Here is a 19,113-nt window from a genome sequence, read left to right on the forward strand (position 1 = left end):
CCTCACAGGCCCTTGTTCAGGTACGCCAGAACCGCCAGCACCCTCCGGTGCCCGCTGTCGGTCGGCGGCAGGCCCAGCTTGGTGAACACGTTGCCGATGTGCTTGCTGACGGCGCTGTCGGAGAGGACCAGGGTCTTGCTTATGGTCGCGTTGTCGAGGCCCTCGGCCATCAGTTTGAGGACCTCGCGTTCGCGCGGGGTCAGCGAGTCGAGGGGTGAGTCCCGGCGGCGGGTGAGGAGTTCGGTGACGACCTCGGGGTCCAGGGCCGTGCCGCCGGCCGCGACCCGGTCCAGCGCGTCCAGGAACTCGTCGACCCGGCCGACGCGGTCCTTGAGCAGATAGCCGACCCCGCTCGCACCACCGCCGAGCAACTCGGCCGCGTACGACTCCTCGACGTACTGCGAGAGCACCAGCACCGGCAGCCCGGGGATCTCCGCCCGGGCGGCGAGTGCCGCGCGCAGCCCCTCGTCGCGGAAGCCGGGCGGCATCCGGACGTCGAGGACGGCGATGTCCGGGCGGTGCGCCAGGAGGGCCGGGAGCACCTCGGGCCCGCTGCCCGCGACGGCCACCACCTCGTGCCCGGCCGAGGTGAGCAGCAGCACCAGGCCCTCTCGCAGCAGGGCATTGTCCTCGGCGATCACCACACGCACGGCAGCCCACCCATTGTTTCTGCCCCCATGAGGGCCTCGGTCACCGTCACCACACGCACGGCAGTTCCACCTCGATCACCGTCGGCCCCCCGACGGGGCTCGTCACCATCAACGTTCCGTCGAGCGCGGCCACGCGTCGCTGCATGCCGAGCAGTCCGGAACCGCCCGCCTCGTCAGCGCCGCCCCGTCCCTCGTCCCGTACGACCACCCTCAACCCGGCCGGGAGCCGCGCCAGTTCGACCGACGCCCGCTCCGCCCCGCTGTGCTTCACCGCGTTCGTCAGCGACTCGGCCACCACGAAGTACGCCGCCGCCTCGACGGCCGCCGGAGGCCTCGCGCCGCCCTCCGGGGCGCCCTCCGAACGGTCCTCCAAACCGCCGTCCACCCGCACGGTGACGTCGAGCCCGCTGCTCGCCGCGAGCGCGCGCACCGCACCCGCCAGGCCCCGGTCGGTGAGGATCGGCGGATGGATACCGCGCACCACGTGCCGCAGCTCCGTCAGGGCGGCCTCGGCCTGGTCCTGGGCGTCGTCGAGGAGTTTGCGCGCGGCATCCGGGTCACGGTCGTACGCCCGTTTCGCGAGGCCGATCCGCATCGAGAGGGAGACCAGGCGCGCCTGTGTGCCGTCGTGCAGGTCCCGTTCGATACGGCGCAGTTCGGCGCCGTGCGCGGCGACCGCGCCCGCCCGGGTCTCTGTCAGCTCCTCGACCCGCTCGACGAGCCGCGCCTTGGGCGAGGGCTTGAGCAGGGCGGTCGACCACCGCGCGTCGAGGTCGGCGAGCCGGCTGATCAGCGGCAGTACGACGGCTTCACGGCCCAGCAGTCCCTGCCACACGCCGTCGACGACCAGGCCGACCGGCCACAGCGGCAGCGCGAGGGCGCCGAGGAAACCGTAGAAGTAGTGGGCGATCATCCAGCGCAGGTCGGTGAAGGTGCCGGGGTCACGGACCGCCGTACGCAGCCGCTCACGGAGCCGCCCCTTGATGGGCAGATACGCCTCGGGGATCTCCTGGCCGGTCCAGTCGGCCACCATGCGCCGCTTGGCCCCGGCGATCCGCCGTATCACCAGCACCGTCTCGGGCAGCATCGCGGCGCCGACCACGGCGAGCGTGGCGATGACCGTGATCATCAGCACGGTGATGAAGATGATCGTGGCGAACGACAGCACGGCGGCCAGGACGAGGTGCACCGTCGCCCGCCACGCCTGTCGCACTGTCGTCCGCATGGCGTTCAGGTTAGGCGACCCGGCACCCCCGGGGCCCATGGTGCAGCGGGCTGCACCCCCGTTTCGGCAGCGCACTCCCTCGAAACGGCGCCCGTACGACGGGATCGTTGATCTCGGAAGTTCACCGCTCTCCGAGACCCGTACTCGGGGTTCACGGCCCGCCCGCAGGGCCCCGTCCCAGAAGGAAACCTGCCATGAAGTCGCTGATGTCCTCGAAGCCCGTTCTCTGGTTCCTGTTCCTGTTCAACCTCGTCGTCGCCGCGGCGGCCCCGTTCGTGGTCGACGGCTCGCAGGGCGTCATGACCGCGGTCGGCATGGGCGTCGTCTCGCTGGGGGCGGGCGTCAGCCTCCTGAAGGGCGGCAAGCAGGGGCAGCACGCCGCCTGACCAGGCAGATGGCTGACCAGGAAGATGGCCGGCCGAGAAGATCACGACCGGAACCGGTCGGAGCACCCGGAACCGGTCAGAGCGCCTTGAGCGCCGCCGCCGTCGCCCTGGCCAGGCTCGCCAGATACCCCTTCGGCAGCTTCGGCCCGCGGACCACGACCGCCCGCCAGTACAGGGGCCCGGACATCAGGTCGAGCGCGAGTTCGAGGTCGATGCCCTCGCGCACCTCACCCCTCGCTGCCGCCGACGCGACGATCCCGCTCGCGACCCCCTGCTGACCCTCGCGCAGCGCCTTCTGCATGGCGTCCGCGATCTCGGGGTTGCGGGCCGCCTCGGCCTGGAGGTCGGGGATGATCTGGCCGGCGACGGGGTGGCGCAGCGCGCGCGAGGTGACCTCGTACAGCAGGCGCAGGTCGCCCTCCAGGGAGCCCGTGTCAGGGGCGGGCAGCCCCTGGACCGCGACCGCCGAGACCAGGTCGAGCACCAGGTGGAGTTTCGAGCGCCAGCGCCGGTACACCGCGGTCTTGCCGACACCCGCACGGCGGGCGATGCCCTCGATGGACATCCGGGCGTAGCCGACGGCCGCGAGTTCCTCGAAGACGGCGGCGCGGATGGCCTCGGTCACGTCCTCCCGGAGGACGGCCGCCCCGGCGGGGGCCCGGCGGCGCGGCGGCTTCCCCTCGGGAGGCGCGGGCGCATCGGCGTTCGTCGTCATGCGGACCAGCATAGGCCGTTACGACGAAACGGTTGCGTTCCGACGGCCAGAAGGCCTACGCTCCCGTTGCGACGATACGGTCCCGTCCCGACGTAAGAAGACGGCAAGGACGACGTAAGAAACGTCAAGGACGGACCCCGCGCACTCCACCCCCCGAGCGAAAGCAGCGGATGTGAGCCAGGTCCTCCACACACCGCCCCCGACAGCGACACCGGGCTCCCCCACCGACGACGCCGCGGCGCTCGCCGCCCGGTACGGCCTCACTGTCAGCGGCGCCCGTCCGACCCTGCCCGCGTACGTCCGCGAGCTGTGGGCGCGGCGCCACTTCATCACCGCCTTCGCCACCGCCAAGCTCACCGCCCAGTACAGCCAGGCGAAGCTCGGCCAGGTGTGGCAGGTGATGACCCCGCTGCTGAACGCGGCGGTCTACTACTTCATCTTCGGTGTGCTGCTCGGCACCAAGCACGGCGTGCCGGACTTCGTCCCGTTCCTGGTCACCGGCGTCTTCATCTGGACCTTCACCCAGAGCTCGATCATGGCGGGCACCCGGGCGATCTCCGGCAGCCTCGGCCTGGTCCGCGCCCTGCACTTCCCGCGGGCCGCGCTGCCGGTGTCGTACGCCATCCAGCAACTCCAGCAGCTGCTGTTCTCGATGGCCGCGCTGGTCGTCATCCTGCTCTGCTTCGGCGTTCCGGTGAGCGCGTCGTGGCTGCTCGCCGTGCCCGTGCTGGTGCTGCAGTTCGTCTTCAACGCGGGCGTGGCGATGGTCATGGCGCGGATGGGCGCCAAGACGCCGGACATCGCGCAGCTCATGCCGTTCGTGCTCCGCACCTGGATGTACGTCTCCGGTGTCATGTGGAGCATCGCCGCGACGGTCAAGCACAGCCACATGCCGCACTGGGCGTTGGTCGCGCTTGAAGGCAACCCGGCCGCCGTCTACATCGACCTGATGCGCTTCGCCCTCATCGACAGCTTCCACGCCCACCAGCTGCCGCACCACGTGTGGGCGCTGGCGATCGGCTGGGCGCTGGTCGCCGGGGTCGGCGGCTTCATCTACTTCTGGAAGGCCGAGGAGACGTACGGACGTGGCTGACATCATGACCAAGACGTACGAGGACGCCCCGGCGGGCGCCTCCGCGAACGCCCCCGAGGCGCGTGTCCCCACCGTCGTCGCCGACCGCGTCGACATCGTCTACCGCGTCAACGGCACGGGCGCCGGACGGGGCAGCGCCACCGCCGCCCTCAACCGCATCCTGCGTCGCAAGCAGACCGAGAAGGCGGCCGGGGTGCGCAAGGTGCACGCCGTCAAGAGCGTCTCCTTCACGGCGTACCGGGGCGAGGCCATCGGCCTGATCGGCACCAACGGCTCGGGCAAGTCCACCCTGCTCAAGGCGGTCGCGGGCCTCCTCCCCGTGGAGAACGGCAAGATCTACACCGACGGCCAGCCCTCGCTCCTCGGCGTCAACGCGGCCCTGATGAACGACCTCACCGGCGAGCGGAACGTCTACCTCGGCGGACTGGCCATGGGCATGTCGCGCGAGCAGGTGAAGGAGCGTTACCAGGAGATCGTCGACTTCTCCGGCATCAACGAGAAGGGCGACTTCATCACGCTGCCCATGCGGACGTACTCCTCCGGGATGGCGGCGCGGCTCCGGTTCTCCATCGCGGCGGCCAAGGACCACGACGTGCTGATGATCGACGAGGCCCTCGCGACGGGGGATCGCTCCTTCCAGAAGCGCTCTGAGGCTCGGATTCGGGAGCTGCGGAAGAGTGCGGGGACCGTGTTCCTCGTGAGCCACAACAACAAGTCGATCCGGGATACGTGTGACCGGGTGTTGTGGCTGGAACGGGGAGAACTGCGGTTGGACGGGCCTACGGAGGATGTGCTGAAGGAGTACGAGAAGTTCACCGGGAAGTAGGCCTGGGCGAAGTAGGGGGTGCGGGGAACTGTGCGTTGTCGGCTGCGGGTTGTTTCGTGGCTGAGCGCGCCCACGCGGCGGAGCCGCAAATGTCACAGCCCCGCGCCCCTTTGGGGCGCGCCTCAGTGGGGCGGAGACCTCAGGCCCCGGAGCTCCTGAAAATCTCCTACCTCTCCAAGAAGGCGAACAACTCCTCCCACCTCCGCACGATCTCCTCCGCCCTGTAGCGCTGGATGTTCGTGCGCGCCGCGTCGCCCATCGTGTCCCGCAAGGCCTTGTCCGACATCAACGTGTCGAGGCGGCGGGCGAGTTCGCCGGTGTTGCCGAGGGTGGCGAGGAGGCCGTCCTCGCCGTCGTGGATGATCTCGTGGACGCCGGGGGCGCAGTCGAAGGCGGCGCAGGCGAGGGCGGTGGCCATGGCTTCCATGAGGGCGAGGGGGAAGCCCTCGCCGCGGGAGGGCAGGACGAAGACGGAAGCGTCGCGCAGTGCGGACGGGACGTCGCTCGTGCGGCCCATCCAGTCGACGGAGTCGTCGAGGCCGAGGACGGTGCACTGCTTCTTCAGGATCTCCTCGTCCTCGTCCTCGCCCGAGCCGTAGATACGCAGCCGCCAGTCGGGGTGGTTCGGCACGACCTCGGCCCAGGCGTCGAGGAGCATGTCGATGCCCTTCTGGTCGTGCAGCCGGCCGACGCTGACGACGACGTTCTCGGTGCGCGGCGAGGGCACGCCGGGCATGAACGGGATGGGGTTCGGCATGAAGGACGCGTTGTTCATGCCCTGCCCGATCCACCGGTCGGCGTCCTCGCGGGTGAGCACCAGCATCCGGTCGACGTCCTTGTAGTGCTTCTGCACCCGCCGGAAGCGCGAGGTCTTCCTGCAGTACTGGAACGACTCGTGGCTCATGCCGATGACGGTCAGGCCGGTGGTGTCGGCGAGCTCCACCCACTCCATGGCCCACACCTGCGTGACGATCACGACGGCACCGGGGTGCGCGGCGCGGAACAGCGCGGTCAGCTTGGCGGCCTGTTCCCGCATGCCCGCCGCGCGTGCGGCGCGCAGCTTCCGCTCGGCGACGTTGAGCCGCCCCTTGAGGCCGCGCGCGGAGCCCACGCGGGGCGGGTGGACGTCGTACAACGTCGTGGTGGGGTACGGGAGTTCGCCCAGCTCCTGGACGACGGCGGGCTCGGTGATGCCGACGACGTGGACGCGGTGGCCGTTCTCGGTGAAGAGGCGGGCCATCTGGTGGGACCAGCTGGTCACCCCGCCGAGCTCGTCGACACTGTTGGAGACGAAGAAGATGTCCCGCTGCGGATACTCGGTCATCCACGCCTCCACTGCGCGAAGAACTGGTCGACGATGCTCCGGGCCGCGGTGCCCTTGTCGTACTCGCCGAACTCGGCGGTGAACTGTTCCCGCCGGGCCGCGTACTTGGTCGCCTGCTCCTCCAACGAGCCGAGGGACGTGTGCAGTTCGTCCTCGGTGCGTACGACGGGACCGGGCGCCCTCTCCAACAGGTCGAAGTAGGTCCCGCGGCCCTCGTGCACGTACTCCTCGTAGTCGTAGGCGAAGAAGAACATCGGCCGGTCGAGGAGGGCGTAGTCGAACATCACCGAGGAGTAGTCGGTGATCAGGCCGTCGGCGAGGGCGAGCAGCGGGGTCATGTCGTGGTGCGCCGTCACGTCGACGACGCGGCCGCGCACGGAGGGCGGCAGGACGACGTGGTTGAGGTAGTGAGAGCGGACGAGGAGGACGTAGCGGTCGCCGAAGGTGTCGGCGAAGCGCTCCACGTCGAAGGGCAGCTCGAACCGCCGCTGTCCCGCGCCGCCGCGCTGCCGGAATGTCGGGGCGTACAGCAGGATCTGCTTGTCCTCGGGGATGCCCAACTCGGCGGCGAGTGACCCGCGTTCACGACGCCCGGTGGACTCCTCCCGCTCCCTGGCCCGGACGAGCGCGTCGTTGCGCGGGTAGCCCACCCGCAGCAGCGTCCGCTCCTGGAGCCGGAACGCCCGTGCGAGGGTGCGCACATCGTGCTCGGAGCGGATCAGGAACCGGTCGAAGCGGTCGAGGTTGCGCTGCTGCCCGGCCTGCTCCGCACGGGACTTGACCTTCCACCCGGGTTCGTCGAAGCCCATCCGCTTGAGCGCGGAGCCGTGCCAGGTCTGGAGATACGTCGTCTGCGGCCGCTTGGTGAGCTTCAGCGGGTAGCTCTGGTTGTCGACCCAGAACTCGGCCTGCGCGAGCGCCTTGAGATAGGGCACCGACCAGCGGCGTACGAGGGTGGCGTCGGACGGGAAGCCCTCCGGACTGTCCGCGTACGCCCACACCGCCTCGAACTCCAGGCCCTGGCGGCGCATCTCCTCGTAGATCGCCCTGGGGCTGTCGCTGTACTGCCGGCCCAGGTGGCTCTCGAAGACGACGAGGCCCTTCCTGACCGGCAGCCGGCTGAACACCTCGTGGTACAGCCTGAGTTTGGTGTCACCGGAGGTGAGCTGCTTGCGCAGCGCCCTGGCCTTGCGGTAGCCGGACTTGGCGAGCGTGGCGGCCCGGCCGTGCACACCCCGCCGGACGAACTCGTTCGCCTTCTTGTCCGGGGCGAGCCGGAAGGAGAGGTGTCCGCGCGAGGAGACCATCGGCTCGATGCGGTCGGCCACCAGACGGGTGAGCCGGGGCCGCACGGGCGACGAGCCGGCGGCCAGGTCGGGTGCGGCGACCGTGAGCCGGGTCGTCGTGCGTACGCCGTCGACGTCGAGGTGGAGTCGTACGTCCCACACGGCGTCCACGATGCCCAGCGGTCTGATGGCCGCGAGGTCGGCCGAGGTCTCCCAGGCGATGGACCGGCCCTCGTGCCGCACGCTCGCCACCGGGAAGCGGAACGTCTGGAAGCGCACGCCCGGACGGCGGGCGTAGAACTCCAGCTCCCCGGCGAGCCCGGCGCCGGGCGGGACGACCCCGAGCGGGTTGGTGATCCGCCCGGCCAGCCTCACCTTTCCGCGGGGCTCCTCGGACTCCTCGTAGGAGGTCAGCTCGTTGCGCAGGAACATCTTCTCGACCGGCTTGGCGTGGTGGCCGAGTTCGGTGACGTCCAGGACATGCCGGCCGAAGGGGTCGTCCAGGTGCTCGGCGCACCAGTACACGCGGCCGTCGCGCTCGACGAGCGGCGAGGAGATCTTGTCGCGGTTGGTGAGCGTGTCCACGGCGGGGAGCAGGTTGTCCCAGTCGCCCACCTGGAGGAGATAGGCGCAGATGGCGTGGATGGGCTCGGTCTCGTCGAAGGCGGCGCGGTCGATCGATTCCAGGTACGCGCGGGCGATCTCCGCGAACTCCTGCCGGTAGGCGGCGTCACGGAAGGGCAGTTCGCGCAGATGCAGCACGAGGTCGTGCTTGAGCCACTTGACGTCCTTGGCGAACTTCAGCTCCAGCAGGCCGTTGTCGGCGAGGAGCCGGTCGACCCGGCGGTGGATCTCCATGCGGTGCGTGAAGTTGGCGATCTCGTCACGCCGGTTGCTGATGGACCTGGCCGCCGCCTCCGCCGGTTTCTCCACGACCCGCCAGTCGTAGACCCGGTTGGGGATGAGGGTGATGCGGCGGGCGGCCACGTACGCCTGTGCGGAGAAGAGCAGGTCCTCGTAGTGGATCCCGACCGGGAACTCCAGGCGCGCGTCCAGCAGGAACCGCCTGCGGTAGCACTTGTTCGTGGACAGGGTGTCGAAGACCAGCAGGTCCGGCAGCTCGGAGATCGACTCCAGGGTGCGGGTGCGCTCGTACAGCCAGGGGTACCACTTGACCTCCTTGCCCGTGCGCGAGTCCACGTGCACCCGCACGCACAGGCCGGCGACGAGGTCGGCGCCGGTGGTCTCGGCGGCCTCCAGCATGTTGCGGCAGGCGTTGCGCTCCAGTACGTCGTCGCTGTCGAGGAAGAGGACGTAGTCGCCGCGGGCCTGGCGGACGCCATGGTTGCGGGGGGCGCCGCAGCCGCCGCTGTTCTCCGGCAGCTGGAAGGCGCGCACACGGTCGGGGTGCTCGGCGGCCAGCCCCCGCGCCACCTCGTACGAGCCGTCCGTGCTGCGGTCGTCGACGATGACGATCTCGACGCTGCGCAGCGTCTGTCCGAGGACGGAGCGCACGGCCGTGGGGAGCCGGGCGGCGTCGTTGTAGACGATGACGACCACGGAGACGTCCGGTACCGCCTCGGATTCTGCGGGCACGGCCTCGGATACGGCAGGCGGGCGGCGCTGATCCACATTCATCCCACTAATACTAGACATAACCCTCGGCGACGGCTCGTTACCGGCCGTGCTTCGCCTGCTCGAACACCCACGTCCGGTACACCAGGAACCGGAAGGCCGAGGCGAGCACGATCGACACCGCCTTGGCCAGGTTCGAGCCGAGCGGGCCGCTCATCCCCAGGCCGTGGTAGCCGACGTAGAACAGCGCGCTCTCCATGGCGACCCCGATGCCGCTGAAGACGAAGAACAGGGCGATCTGCCGCCGGGTGCGCGAGGCCCGGTCGCGGTAAGCGAAGAACCGGAAGCCGAGGTAGTTGGTCGCCATGGCGACGCAGCTGGCGATGACCGTGGCGGCCATCGGGGCCCACTTGAGACCGTGCAGGAGAAGATTGAAGGCCAGAAAGTTGACCGCGACTCCACTGCCGCCGACGACCCCGAACTTGGCCACTTCGAGGGCGATCCGCCGAATCCGCGCGAGCACCCCGGAAGGGGTGACGGGCGGGACGGTCGCCGGTGCGGGAGCCTGACGGGGCGCGGGAGCCTGCGGGGGCGCGAGGGCCTGGCGGCCCACACGGGTCCGCTCCTCGGAGAGATTCACAGTCACAATTGTCCCTTTTATCAGTAATCGGTAAATTCCAGGCTCGATTTCTCCCAGAGATCGACAAGAAAACGGGGGCGCCCCCGGCCATCAAGACCGGGGGCGCCCCCATCGACGTACGAGATGTACGAGATGTACGAGACGTACAAGACATACGAAACGTACGAGACGTGCGAACTACGAATGCGTCCTCAGCAGCGTCCTCATGGTCCGCATCGCCACCGAGAGATTCGCCAGGTCGAACGAGTCCGAGCCCTGGATCTCCTCCAGGGTCGTGCGGGCCCGCCCGAGGATCGCCGCGTTCTTCTCCTCCCAGGCCTTGAAGCGCTGCTCGGGAGTCGAGGTGCCGTTGCCCACCGACAGGACGTCCGCGGTGAGCGCCGCGTGGGCCGCGTACAGGTCCTCGCGGATCGACGCGCGGGCCATGGACTGCCAGCGGTCGGCGCGCGGGAGCTCGATGATGCGGTCCATGAGCTGGGTGATGCCGAGACGGTCGGCGAGGTCGTAGTAGACCTCGGCGACGGCCATCGGGTCCTTGCCCGTGCGGTCGGCCACGGCGACGATGTCCAGCGTCGGGAAGGCGGAGGAGAACCCGGCCACGCGGGTGGCCAGCTCGTCCGGGACGCCGGCGCCCGTCAGCTCGTCGTAGATCTGCTGGTACCACTCCAGATCCGCGCCGCGCAGCAGCTTGGGCAGCTCCGACCAGACCTGCTCGACACCGTCACTGAAGAAGGTGATCGTCTCGGCGAGCTGGAGCGGCTGCGGCCGGTTGTTGAGCAGCCAGCGCGTGCCGCGCTCGACGAGCCGGCGGGAGTGCAACCGGATCCGGGTCTGGACGTCGGCGGCGACGATGCTGTCGAGCGCCTCCACCGTGTCCCACACCTTGCTCGACTCGAAGATCGCGCGGGCCGCTGTCTGCGCCCGGACGATCTCCTCCAGCGAGGCACCGGTCTCCTCGCGGAGGCGGTGCAGGAAGCTCGTACCGCCCGTGTTGACCGTGTCGTTGACCAGGACGGTCGTCACGATCTCGCGGCGCAGCGCGTGCGCTTCGATCTGCTCACGGAACTTCTCGCGCAGCGCGGTCGGGAAGTACGCGAACAGCAGGCTCTGCAGATACGCGTCGTCGGGCAGCGAGGTGGCGAGCAGCTCGTCGGAGACCGTGATCTTCGTGTACGCCAGCAGGACGGCCGTCTCCGGACCGGTCAGACCCTGCCCGGCGTTGAGCCGCTCACGGATCTGCCGCTCGGTGGGCAGGAACTCCAGGGCCCGGTCGAGGTGACCCTCGCGCACCAGATGGCGCAGGAAGCGCTGCTGGGCGTGGAGCATGCTCGGGGACTGGGCGAGGGCGTTGGAGATCGCCACGTTCTGCGCGTAGTTGTTGCGCAGCACCAGGGCGCCGACCTCGTCGGTCATCTCGGCGAGCTGCTTGTTGCGCTGCTTGACGGTCAGATCGCCGTTGGCCACCACCGCGTTGAGCAGGATCTTGATGTTCACCTCGTGGTCGGAGGTGTCCACGCCCGCGCTGTTGTCGATGGCGTCCGTGTTGATCTTGCCGCCGTGCTGGGCGAACTCGATCCGGCCGAGCTGGGTCAGACCCAGGTTGCCGCCCTCGCCGACGACCCGGACGCGCAGATCGGCGCCGTCCACGCGGATCGAGTCGTTGGCCTTGTCGCCGACATCGGCGTGCGACTCGGCGTGCGACTTCACATACGTACCGATGCCGCCGTTCCACAGCAGGTCGACCTGCGCCTGGAGGATGGCCTTCATCAGGTCGGCCGGGGTCATCTTGGCGATGCCGGACTCGATGCCGAGGGCCTCGCGGACATGCGCGTTGATCGGGATGGCCTTGGCCGTACGCGGGAAGACACCGCCGCCGGACGAGATCAGCTCGCTGTTGTAGTCGGCCCACGACGAGCGCGGCAGCTCGAAGAGGCGGCGACGCTCGGCGTACGAGGTCTCCGCGTCCGGGTGCGGGTCGATGAAGATGTGCCGGTGGTCGAAGGCCGCGACCAGCCGGATGTGCTCGCTGAGCAGCATGCCGTTGCCGAACACGTCACCGGACATGTCGCCGACGCCGACCACGGTGAAGTCCTGCGTCTGGGTGTCGACGCCCAGCTCCCGGAAGTGCCGCTTCACGGACTCCCAGGCACCGCGCGCGGTGATGCCCATCTTCTTGTGGTCGTAACCGGCCGAGCCGCCGGAGGCGAAGGCGTCGCCGAGCCAGAAGTTGTAGCTCTCCGCGACCTCGTTGGCGATGTCCGAGAAGGTCGCGGTGCCCTTGTCGGCGGCGACGACGAGGTAGGTGTCGTCCCCGTCGTGCCGGACCACGTCCGCCGGGGGCACGACCTCCCCGCCGACCATGTTGTCGGTGATGTCGAGCAGGGCGGAGATGAACGTCCGGTAGCTGCGGATGCCCTCGGCCAGCCAGGCGTCGCGGTCCACGGACGGGTCGGGCAGCTGCTTGGCGACGAAGCCGCCCTTGGCGCCGACGGGCACGATGACGGTGTTCTTCACCATCTGCGCCTTCACCAGGCCGAGGATCTCCGTCCGGAAGTCCTCACGCCGGTCGGACCAGCGCAGGCCGCCTCGCGCGACCTTGCCGAACCGCAGGTGCACGCCCTCGACACGCGGCGAGTACACCCAGATCTCGTACGCCGGCCGCGGCGCCGGAAGGTCCGGGAGGGCCTGCGGGTCGAACTTCATGGAGACGTACTCGTGCGGCGTGGCGCGCACCGTCTCCTGGAAGAAATTGGTGCGCAGGGTCGCCTTGATGAGGTTGAGGAAGGACCGCAGGATCCGGTCCTCGTCCAGGGACGCGACCTGGTCGAGCGCCGCGTCCAGCTCCTCCATCAGAGCGTCGGTCAGCTCGACGCCGGCGCGCTGGCGGTCCGGCGACATCCGCGCCTCGAACAGCGAGACGAGCAGCCGGGTGGTGTGGACGTTGTTGCGGAGGGTGTCCTCCATATAGTCCTGGCTGAACGTGGAACCGGCCTGACGCAGGTACTTCGCGTAGGCGCGCAGCACCATCGCCTGCCGCCAGGTCAGCGCGGCGCTCAGCACGAGGGCGTTGAAGCCGTCGTTCTCGGCCTGCCCGGTCCAGGTGGCGGCGAAGGCCTCCTGGAACCGCTCACGGCCGTCATCACCGAGGGAGTCGCCGTTGCCGTTCATGGACTTGGGCAGGCGCAGCCCGAAGTCGTAGATCCAGGCCGTTGTCCGGTCCGAGCAGCGCAGCTCGTACGGCCGCTCGTCGGTGACCTCGACGCCCATGCGGTTCAGGGCGGGCAGTACGGCGGAGAGCGAGACCTGCTCGCCGGTGCGGTAGATCTTGAAACGGCGCTCGCCGGGCGCGGCGCCCACCGGCTCGTACAGGCTGAGCGCGAAGTCCTTGTTCGGGTCGCGCGTGAGCGCTTCGAGGTGGACCAGGTCGGCGACGGCGGCGCGCGGGTTGTGGTCGGCCTTGTAGCCCTCGGGGAACGCGTTGCCGTACCGGCGCAGCAGTTCGGCGGCACGCTCCTCGCCGCACTCGGCGGTCAGCGCCTCCGCGAAGCCGTCGGCCCAGGAACGGGCGGCCTCGACGAGCCGCGCCTCGATGCGGTCCTTGTCGACGTCGGACAGCTGCGGCAGCTCGGTGCCCGGCTCGACGCGGACCACGAAGTGCAGCCGGGACAGGATCGACTCGGTGTTCCAGGCCGTGAAGTCGACGCTGGTGCCGTTGAGCTCTTCCTTGAGGATGTCGATGATCCGCAGGCGTACGCCGGTGGTGTAGCGGTCGCGCGGCAGGTAGACGAGGGCGGAGTAGTAACGCCCGTACTCGTCCTGGCGCAGGTAGAGCCGCAGCCGGCGCCGCTCCTGGAGGTACAGCACGGACGTGACGATGGCGCGCAGCTCGTCGGGGGGCGTCTGGAAGAGCTCGTCGCGCGGGTACGTCTCCAGGATCTGGAGGAGGTCGCGCCCGTCGTGGCTGTTGGGCGAGAACCCGGCACCCCTGAGGACTTCGTCCACCTTGCGGCGTACGACGGGGACGCGCCGCACGGACTCGGTGTACGCGGCGGACGAGAAGAGCCCGAGGAAGCGCCGCTCCCCGATGACGTTGCCGTGCTCGTCGAACTTCTTGACCCCGACGTAGTCGAGGTAGGACGGCCGGTGCACGGTCGCCCGGCTGTTGGCCTTGGTCAGCACCAGCAGCTTGTGCTCACGGGCCTTGGCGCGGGCGTCGGCGGGCAGCCGCTCGAAGGACGGGCTGACCGGGTGGCTGTCCTCGCCGGCGTGGTGCGGGTCGGAGCGCAGGATGCCGAGTCCGGTGCCGGGCACGGCGGCGAGCGAGTCGTCGTCGCGCAGCTGGTACTCGCGGTACCCCAGGAAGGTGAAGTGGTCGTCCGCGAGCCAGCGCAGCAGCTCACGGGCCTCCTCGACCTCCTGGTCGCGCAGGTCGTCCGCGGTCGGCTCCTTGGGCAGCTCCTCCGCCATGCGCAGCGCGGAGTCGCGCATCTTCTCCCAGTCCTCGACGGACTCACGGACGTCGGACAGGACCCGCAGCAGATCGGCGGTGATCTGCTTCAGATCGGAGCGGTCCGTCTCGCGGTCGATCTCGACGTGGATCCAGGACTCGATGTGGGTGTCGTGCGGAAGCTCCTCGGCGGAGGGCCGGCCGGGCAGCACCTCGATGAGCTTGCCGGTCAGATCACGCCGTACGACGAACTGCGGGTGGATCACGACATGAATGCCGCGCCCCTGCCGCGAAAGCTCATTGGTGACCGAGTCGACGAGGAAAGGCATGTCGTCGGTGACGACCTCGACGACGGAGTGGCTGCACATCCAGCCGTTCTCTTCGACGGTCGGGGTGTGGACCCGCACGTTGGCCGTGCCCTGTGGGCGGTTCTCGGCCAGCCGGTAGTGCGAGAAGGCGGCTCCGAAGACATCGACCGGGTCTCGGTCGGTGAGGTCCTCCGGGGCGGTGTGCAGGTAGTAGCGCTGGAGGAACGCGAGCACGGTGTCCCGGTCGGGTGTGCCCTCGCCCGTCGTCCCAGTCGGTAGGTGCCCCCCGACCGGGCTGTTCTCAGCTACCCGGGCGGCCCGTTCGAGCAGCTCGGCCTTTGCTTCGTCCAGCTTGGTCTGCATTGTCCTCTGGCTCCTGTCGCGCGCCGTTGCGTGACGTTGAAGGAAGTACGGTCTCTTCGCTTCCGACGTAACGCCGAGACGCGGGGTGTCCGGTCTGCTCCGACGCTATGCCGCAAGGTGAGATGAGCGGTGGGTTATCGGCCAATTTCGGCGCCCCTGAAGACTGTGACGCTGCTCTCGGCGACGTCCGTTCCCGGGGTGTCCTCGGCGTCCGGAGTGCGTGTGCCGCGTGTGCCGCGTTCGCCGTCCCGTCCCGCCCACGAAGATCAGCGACCGCCGCCCGGTCACGGATGTGGTCCGTGCTCACCGGGCGCAGGGCAGGGGCGACAATGCCCCCGCGAGATATCGCGCTGATCACGCCACAAGGCTATCGCCCCCTACCCGGGGGTCGTCATGAGCCGTATGTGTACAAAACCGGGGGTGGAACTTTGACAGTATGCACAGGGACGAAACGGGCGGACACGTGCAGTCCCGCACGGTCGTGGGCGTGAGCGTCCGGGCACTGCCGTGGGCGTGAGCATCCGGGTACTGGGGGTCCTGAGCCCGCGGGGCCGCGGGGAGGGTGGCGCCCGTCCCGCGGAAGACGGCGCCCGGCGTACGCCGGCCGGTGCGCCTTCCGGCCGGTGCACTCTCCCGCGCTCGGCACCCACGTCGGATACTGGAAAGCGCACGGCCCCTTGGCAAGCCCCGCCCGCGGAGGCACGTTGACCGGGACGGCCAACGGAGGCGCAAGCACAGCTGACGGGAGCGGAGCGACATGACAGCGAAGATCCTGATCGTCACCGGTGACGCGGCGGAATCACTGGAAGTCCTGTACCCCTACCAGCGCCTGCGCGAAGAGGGTTACGAGGTCCATATCGCCGCCCCCACCCGCAAGCAGCTCCAGTTCGTGGTCCACGACTTCGAACCCGGCTTCGACACGTACACGGAGAAGCCCGGCTACACCTGGCCCGCGGACCTCGCGTTCTCGGAGGTCGACCCCGGCGACTACGTCGCCGTCGTCATCCCCGGCGGCCGAGCGCCGGAATACCTCCGCAACGACCCCGAGCTCCGCAAGATCCTCAAGTCCTTCTTCGACACGGACAGGCCCGTGGCCCAGATCTGCCACGGCCCCCTTCTGACGGCGGCCGTCGACGCCCTGCGCGGCCGGCGCGTCACGGCCTACCCCGCGCTGGAACTCGACATGCAGGCGGCCGGCGCGACCTTCCAGGACGCCGAGGCGGTGGTCGACGGCACCCTGGTCTCCGCGCGCGCCTGGCCGGACCACTCCGGCTGGATGCGCGAGTTCCTGACGGTGCTGCGCGCGAAGGCTCCGGTGACCTGACTCGACAGGGGTGGCGGCCGTCCTGGCCACGGGGACGGCCCGCCACGCCACCGGAACGACACGGCGGAAGCTTGCCTCGCCGCACACCGGGACGAGACGGCGGTAACTTGCCTCGCCGCACACCGGGACGAGACCACCGCTCAGGCCACCAGTCACCCTCCGGCTCCGCTCAGGCCGCGAGTCGCTCGGCCTCCTCGACCGCCTCAGCCAGGCTGTCCACCACGGGCACGCCCACCTCCTCCAGGCTGGCGCGACTGTGGGAACCGCCGGTGTAGAGAACCGCCCGCGCACCCACATGCCGGGCGGCGATCCCGTCGTCGGCCGCGTCGCCGATCACCACCACGCGGGACGGCTGCACACCGTCGAGCGCGCTCAGGTGCCGCACCATGTGCTCGGCCTTGCTGCCGCCGGAGGGGCCGGTCCGCCCGTCGACCCGTATGAAATGCGGCTCGATCCCGAACCCACGTACCAGCGGGACCAGTTCGTCATGCCCGTACATGCTGAGGAGCGACTGACTGCGCCCCGCCGACCCCCACTCGGCGAGCAGCGCCGGCACACCCTCGGTGAGCTCGCACGCTATCCGGTGCTCCGAGTAGTAGCGGTGGAAGGTCTCGTCCATGACCTGCCACTCGGCGTCCGTCGGCAGCCGCCCCATCAGCCGCTCATAGAACTTCGGCACGGGCACGCAGTACAACGCCCGGTACTGCTCCAGCGTGATCGGCTCCAGCCCCAGCTCGGCGAACGCCGCGTTCGTCGCCCCGATGATCGCGTCATTGTCGTGGAACAGCGTGCCGTTCCAGTCCCACACAATGTGCGCAGATTCGTTCGTCCCCATACCAAGAACGTACCCGCCGCCACTGACAACGCCCCATGGGGCCTGGAAATACCTGGGGGCGCCTGGAGTGCCGGGGTGGGTGCGCGCCGGGCCGCGAGCAGCCGGGAGCCGGTCGGAAGTGGGGAGGCGGGAGCCGGTCAGTCCCCCAGTCCCACCAGGTTGGGAATCTCCTGCGTGGCGAACCACAGCAGCTCGTGGTCCTCGGCCCCGTCGACGATGAACTGGGCGTCGTCGTCCCCGACGTCCGCCGCACCCAGCGCCTGGGCCGCGGCGGTGACATCCGCCTCGGCATCGGTCGAGTCGACGTGCACGGCGGCCGCCTTGGACAGAGGCATGGGCTGGGAGACCCGCACCTCACCGAGCGCCGCGGGATCGAGCCCCCGGTCGGGATCGGCGACCGCGGCCCCGTCCGGGACGTCGACCGCGACGACGACCCGCCGCCGCACCACCCCCGGATCGACCGCGAGCAGCCGCAGCGAGGCCAGCGCGGCACGGTTCAGCGCCGCGTACTCGAGCTCCTCGATGTCGTCGGAGAGGTACCACTCACGCAACGCGGGCGTGACGGCGTACGCGACGAACGGGCCCGCTTCCAGCTCCCCCGTCTTGTACGCCTCGGCGAGACCGGAGAGGGTCAGGGGGACGTAGACGCGCATGGCTGGCCGCTTTCGTAGTCGGAGGGCTCCGAGGAGGGCGGTGGCGCGCCTCCCGGGAGGGCCTTCAGGATACGTGCGGGCGTCCCCTTTCGAATCCCCGGCCGCCCCCTCCGTGGCGTCCACCCCGCGCCCCGGATTCACCCGGTACACCCCGCTCCCGCCAAGGCTCCCGAACCTCCGGGCCACCCTGATAGGTGAACTCCCCGGCCGCTCCGGCGCGCGTCCGGCGTCCTTGCGGAGGCCCGCTCCCGCCTCGTACAAGATCCCCAACACGAAAGTTACCGCCCGGTATCTGCCGGGCCCCAGCGAGCGGGGACGCCACATGAACAAGGTGATGACCAGGACGAAGCGCCTCCCGGGCAGCCGCCCGCCCGGCCGCCAGGACACCCGCCGCCCGGGCACCCCGCCACGCGCCCCGGGAGCGGGCATCCCCGCCAGGCCCCCGGTCGACAGCCCACCGCCACGCCCCGGCACGGCCACCTCGCGAACGACGCCGCCCACGACCGGCCGGGCGACGGCACCGCCCGGCACCCTCCCGCCAGGCGCACCGGACGGCACCCTCCGGCCGGTAGGGCCTAGTGGAGGTCGCCCGCCGATGGAGCCGAGTGGAGGCCGCCCGGCGATGGGACCGAGTGGAGGCCGCCCGCCGGTAGGGCCGAGTGGAGGTCACTCGCCGGCCGGACCCGGCGGAGGTCGCCTGCCGGGGGCGCCGACGCGAAGCCGACCGCCGACGGCACCGGCAGGAGGTCGCGCGCCGGGAGCACCGGCCCGTAGCCCTGCCCGTACGACGCCCGCCTACAGCCCGCTGCGCTCCGCGGCCCCCGGTGGCAGCCCTCTCCTCCCGCCCAGGGACGCCACCGTGCCGCCGTCACCGGGCGGCGGAGCCCCGACCCTCACCGCCCCCGCCGAAGGCTTCCGCAGGCCCGCGCCCCAGCCCCGCCCCACCGACCTCTTCGCCGACCGCCTGCTCGCCGTACTGAGCGGCCAACGCCCCGTCCACTGCATGCTGCGCCACACCGTGGGACGCGCCTACGACGAACTGGCCTGGCTCGCCGAACGCGGCCCTCTGCGTGCCCGCGGCACCCGGCCGGTCGTCCGCGACATCGGCTACTACGAGCCGCGCCCCGGCGCGATCGAAGCCTTCGCCCGCATCGGCGCCGGTGAGCAGCTGCGCGCCATGGCCTTCCGCCTCGAACAGGGCCCCGACCTCCGCTGGCGCTGCACGGCGGTGGAACTCGGCGGCCCCCGCATGCCCCGCGCGGACGACGACTGAGCACCGGCCCAGGAAGGCGCCGACGCCTGCGAGCCCTACTCAGGCGGCCGACGGCTGAGAGCCCCCACTCAGGGAGCCCACGCCTGAGAGGCATCACTCAGGCAGCCCACGCCTGAGAGCCCCTGCCCGGGCAACACCGGACAGCCGAGCCGCAGCCGGACAACGCCGAGGGCCGGGCACCCGAAGGTGC

Annotated in this window: 14 protein-coding genes; 5 read left to right on the plus strand and 9 right to left on the minus strand. The window is 70.2% G+C overall.

What is annotated here, in order from left to right:
• Nucleotides 1-2: 2 nt before the first annotated feature.
• Both AB5J50_RS20380 and AB5J50_RS20385 read right to left on the minus strand, forming a co-directional pair.
• Nucleotides 3-650 (minus strand): response regulator, encoded by a 648-nt coding sequence (locus AB5J50_RS20380; RefSeq protein WP_369259881.1) that lies wholly within the window; start codon nt 648-650, stop codon nt 3-5.
• Nucleotides 651-696: 46 nt separating this feature from the next.
• A complete protein-coding gene (locus tag AB5J50_RS20385) occupies nt 697-1,875 on the minus strand; it encodes a histidine kinase (protein ID WP_369259882.1) in 1,179 nt (392 codons plus the stop codon).
• Between the two features lie 194 nt (nt 1,876-2,069).
• Between AB5J50_RS20385 and AB5J50_RS20390 the strand changes: the two genes are divergently transcribed.
• Complete coding sequence (locus tag AB5J50_RS20390) at nt 2,070-2,261, plus strand: hypothetical protein (RefSeq protein ID WP_369259883.1); 192 nt, start codon at nt 2,070-2,072, stop codon at nt 2,259-2,261.
• Between the two features lie 76 nt (nt 2,262-2,337).
• On the opposite strand, the gene AB5J50_RS20395 is transcribed toward AB5J50_RS20390, so the two are convergent.
• On the minus strand, nt 2,338-2,988 hold the full coding sequence (locus AB5J50_RS20395; protein WP_369259884.1) for a TetR/AcrR family transcriptional regulator: 651 nt from the start codon (nt 2,986-2,988) through the stop codon (nt 2,338-2,340).
• Between the two features lie 160 nt (nt 2,989-3,148).
• On the opposite strand from AB5J50_RS20395, the gene AB5J50_RS20400 reads away from it, so the two are divergent.
• Nucleotides 3,149-4,069 carry an ABC transporter permease gene (locus AB5J50_RS20400; RefSeq protein ID WP_327429171.1) on the plus strand — a complete coding sequence of 307 codons (921 nt, stop codon included), beginning with the start codon at nt 3,149-3,151 and terminating at the stop codon, nt 4,067-4,069.
• Between the two features lie 4 nt (nt 4,070-4,073).
• On the plus strand, nt 4,074-4,895 hold the full coding sequence (locus AB5J50_RS20405; RefSeq protein WP_327435048.1) for an ABC transporter ATP-binding protein: 822 nt from the start codon (nt 4,074-4,076) through the stop codon (nt 4,893-4,895).
• 166 nt (nt 4,896-5,061) lie between these two features.
• On the opposite strand, the gene AB5J50_RS20410 is transcribed toward AB5J50_RS20405, so the two are convergent.
• The 4 genes from AB5J50_RS20410 to AB5J50_RS20425 all read right to left on the minus strand — a co-directional run bounded on the left by AB5J50_RS20410 (nt 5,062) and on the right by AB5J50_RS20425 (nt 14,838).
• Entirely contained in the window at nt 5,062-6,219 is a 1,158-nt protein-coding gene (locus tag AB5J50_RS20410; RefSeq protein ID WP_369259885.1) for a glycosyltransferase, read from the minus strand.
• Nucleotides 6,216-9,143, minus strand: a complete 2,928-nt coding sequence (locus AB5J50_RS20415; RefSeq protein ID WP_369259886.1) for a CDP-glycerol glycerophosphotransferase family protein — start codon at nt 9,141-9,143, stop codon at nt 6,216-6,218. Before AB5J50_RS20415 ends, AB5J50_RS20410 begins: the two co-directional genes overlap by 4 nt.
• 37 nt (nt 9,144-9,180) lie before the next feature.
• Nucleotides 9,181-9,720, minus strand: coding sequence for a GtrA family protein (locus AB5J50_RS20420; RefSeq protein ID WP_369259887.1), 540 nt, complete (start codon nt 9,718-9,720; stop codon nt 9,181-9,183).
• A 177-nt stretch (nt 9,721-9,897) separates the two neighbouring features.
• Nucleotides 9,898-14,838, minus strand: coding sequence for an NAD-glutamate dehydrogenase (locus AB5J50_RS20425; protein ID WP_369259888.1), 4,941 nt, complete (start codon nt 14,836-14,838; stop codon nt 9,898-9,900).
• Nucleotides 14,839-15,595: 757 nt separating this feature from the next.
• Between AB5J50_RS20425 and AB5J50_RS20430 the strand changes: the two genes are divergently transcribed.
• Nucleotides 15,596-16,162: a DJ-1/PfpI family protein gene (locus AB5J50_RS20430; RefSeq protein ID WP_327429176.1), complete on the plus strand. Its 567-nt coding sequence runs from the start codon at nt 15,596-15,598 to the stop codon at nt 16,160-16,162.
• Between the two features lie 169 nt (nt 16,163-16,331).
• Here the strand turns inward: AB5J50_RS20430 and AB5J50_RS20435 are convergent, their stop codons facing one another.
• Both AB5J50_RS20435 and AB5J50_RS20440 read right to left on the minus strand, forming a co-directional pair.
• Nucleotides 16,332-16,997 (minus strand): HAD family hydrolase, encoded by a 666-nt coding sequence (locus tag AB5J50_RS20435; RefSeq protein ID WP_369259889.1) that lies wholly within the window; start codon nt 16,995-16,997, stop codon nt 16,332-16,334.
• Between the two features lie 137 nt (nt 16,998-17,134).
• On the minus strand, nt 17,135-17,650 hold the full coding sequence (locus AB5J50_RS20440) for a hypothetical protein (RefSeq protein WP_369259890.1): 516 nt from the start codon (nt 17,648-17,650) through the stop codon (nt 17,135-17,137).
• A 622-nt stretch (nt 17,651-18,272) separates the two neighbouring features.
• On the opposite strand from AB5J50_RS20440, the gene AB5J50_RS20445 reads away from it, so the two are divergent.
• On the plus strand, nt 18,273-18,923 hold the full coding sequence (locus tag AB5J50_RS20445) for an Rv3235 family protein (RefSeq protein ID WP_369259891.1): 651 nt from the start codon (nt 18,273-18,275) through the stop codon (nt 18,921-18,923).
• Nucleotides 18,924-19,113: the final 190 nt, after the last annotated feature.

Origin of the sequence: Streptomyces sp. R35 (assembly GCF_041053035.1) — a bacterium.
GTDB classification, from domain to species: domain Bacteria; phylum Actinomycetota; class Actinomycetes; order Streptomycetales; family Streptomycetaceae; genus Streptomyces; species Streptomyces lutosisoli.

Coding starts and splice junctions, on each gene's coding strand:
- AB5J50_RS20425 (WP_369259888.1), bottom strand. CDS start 14,838: ATGCAGACCAAGCTGGACGAAGCAAAGGCCGAGCTGCTCGAACGGGCC.
- AB5J50_RS20430 (WP_327429176.1), top strand. CDS start 15,596: ATGACAGCGAAGATCCTGATCGTCACCGGTGACGCGGCGGAATCACTG.
- AB5J50_RS20390 (WP_369259883.1), top strand. CDS start 2,070: ATGAAGTCGCTGATGTCCTCGAAGCCCGTTCTCTGGTTCCTGTTCCTG.
- AB5J50_RS20385 (WP_369259882.1), bottom strand. CDS start 1,875: ATGCGGACGACAGTGCGACAGGCGTGGCGGGCGACGGTGCACCTCGTC.
- AB5J50_RS20440 (WP_369259890.1), bottom strand. CDS start 17,650: ATGCGCGTCTACGTCCCCCTGACCCTCTCCGGTCTCGCCGAGGCGTAC.
- AB5J50_RS20445 (WP_369259891.1), top strand. CDS start 18,273: ATGGGACCGAGTGGAGGCCGCCCGCCGGTAGGGCCGAGTGGAGGTCAC.
- AB5J50_RS20435 (WP_369259889.1), bottom strand. CDS start 16,997: ATGGGGACGAACGAATCTGCGCACATTGTGTGGGACTGGAACGGCACG.
- AB5J50_RS20405 (WP_327435048.1), top strand. CDS start 4,074: ATGACCAAGACGTACGAGGACGCCCCGGCGGGCGCCTCCGCGAACGCC.
- AB5J50_RS20415 (WP_369259886.1), bottom strand. CDS start 9,143: ATGAATGTGGATCAGCGCCGCCCGCCTGCCGTATCCGAGGCCGTGCCC.
- AB5J50_RS20410 (WP_369259885.1), bottom strand. CDS start 6,219: ATGACCGAGTATCCGCAGCGGGACATCTTCTTCGTCTCCAACAGTGTC.
- AB5J50_RS20395 (WP_369259884.1), bottom strand. CDS start 2,988: ATGCTGGTCCGCATGACGACGAACGCCGATGCGCCCGCGCCTCCCGAG.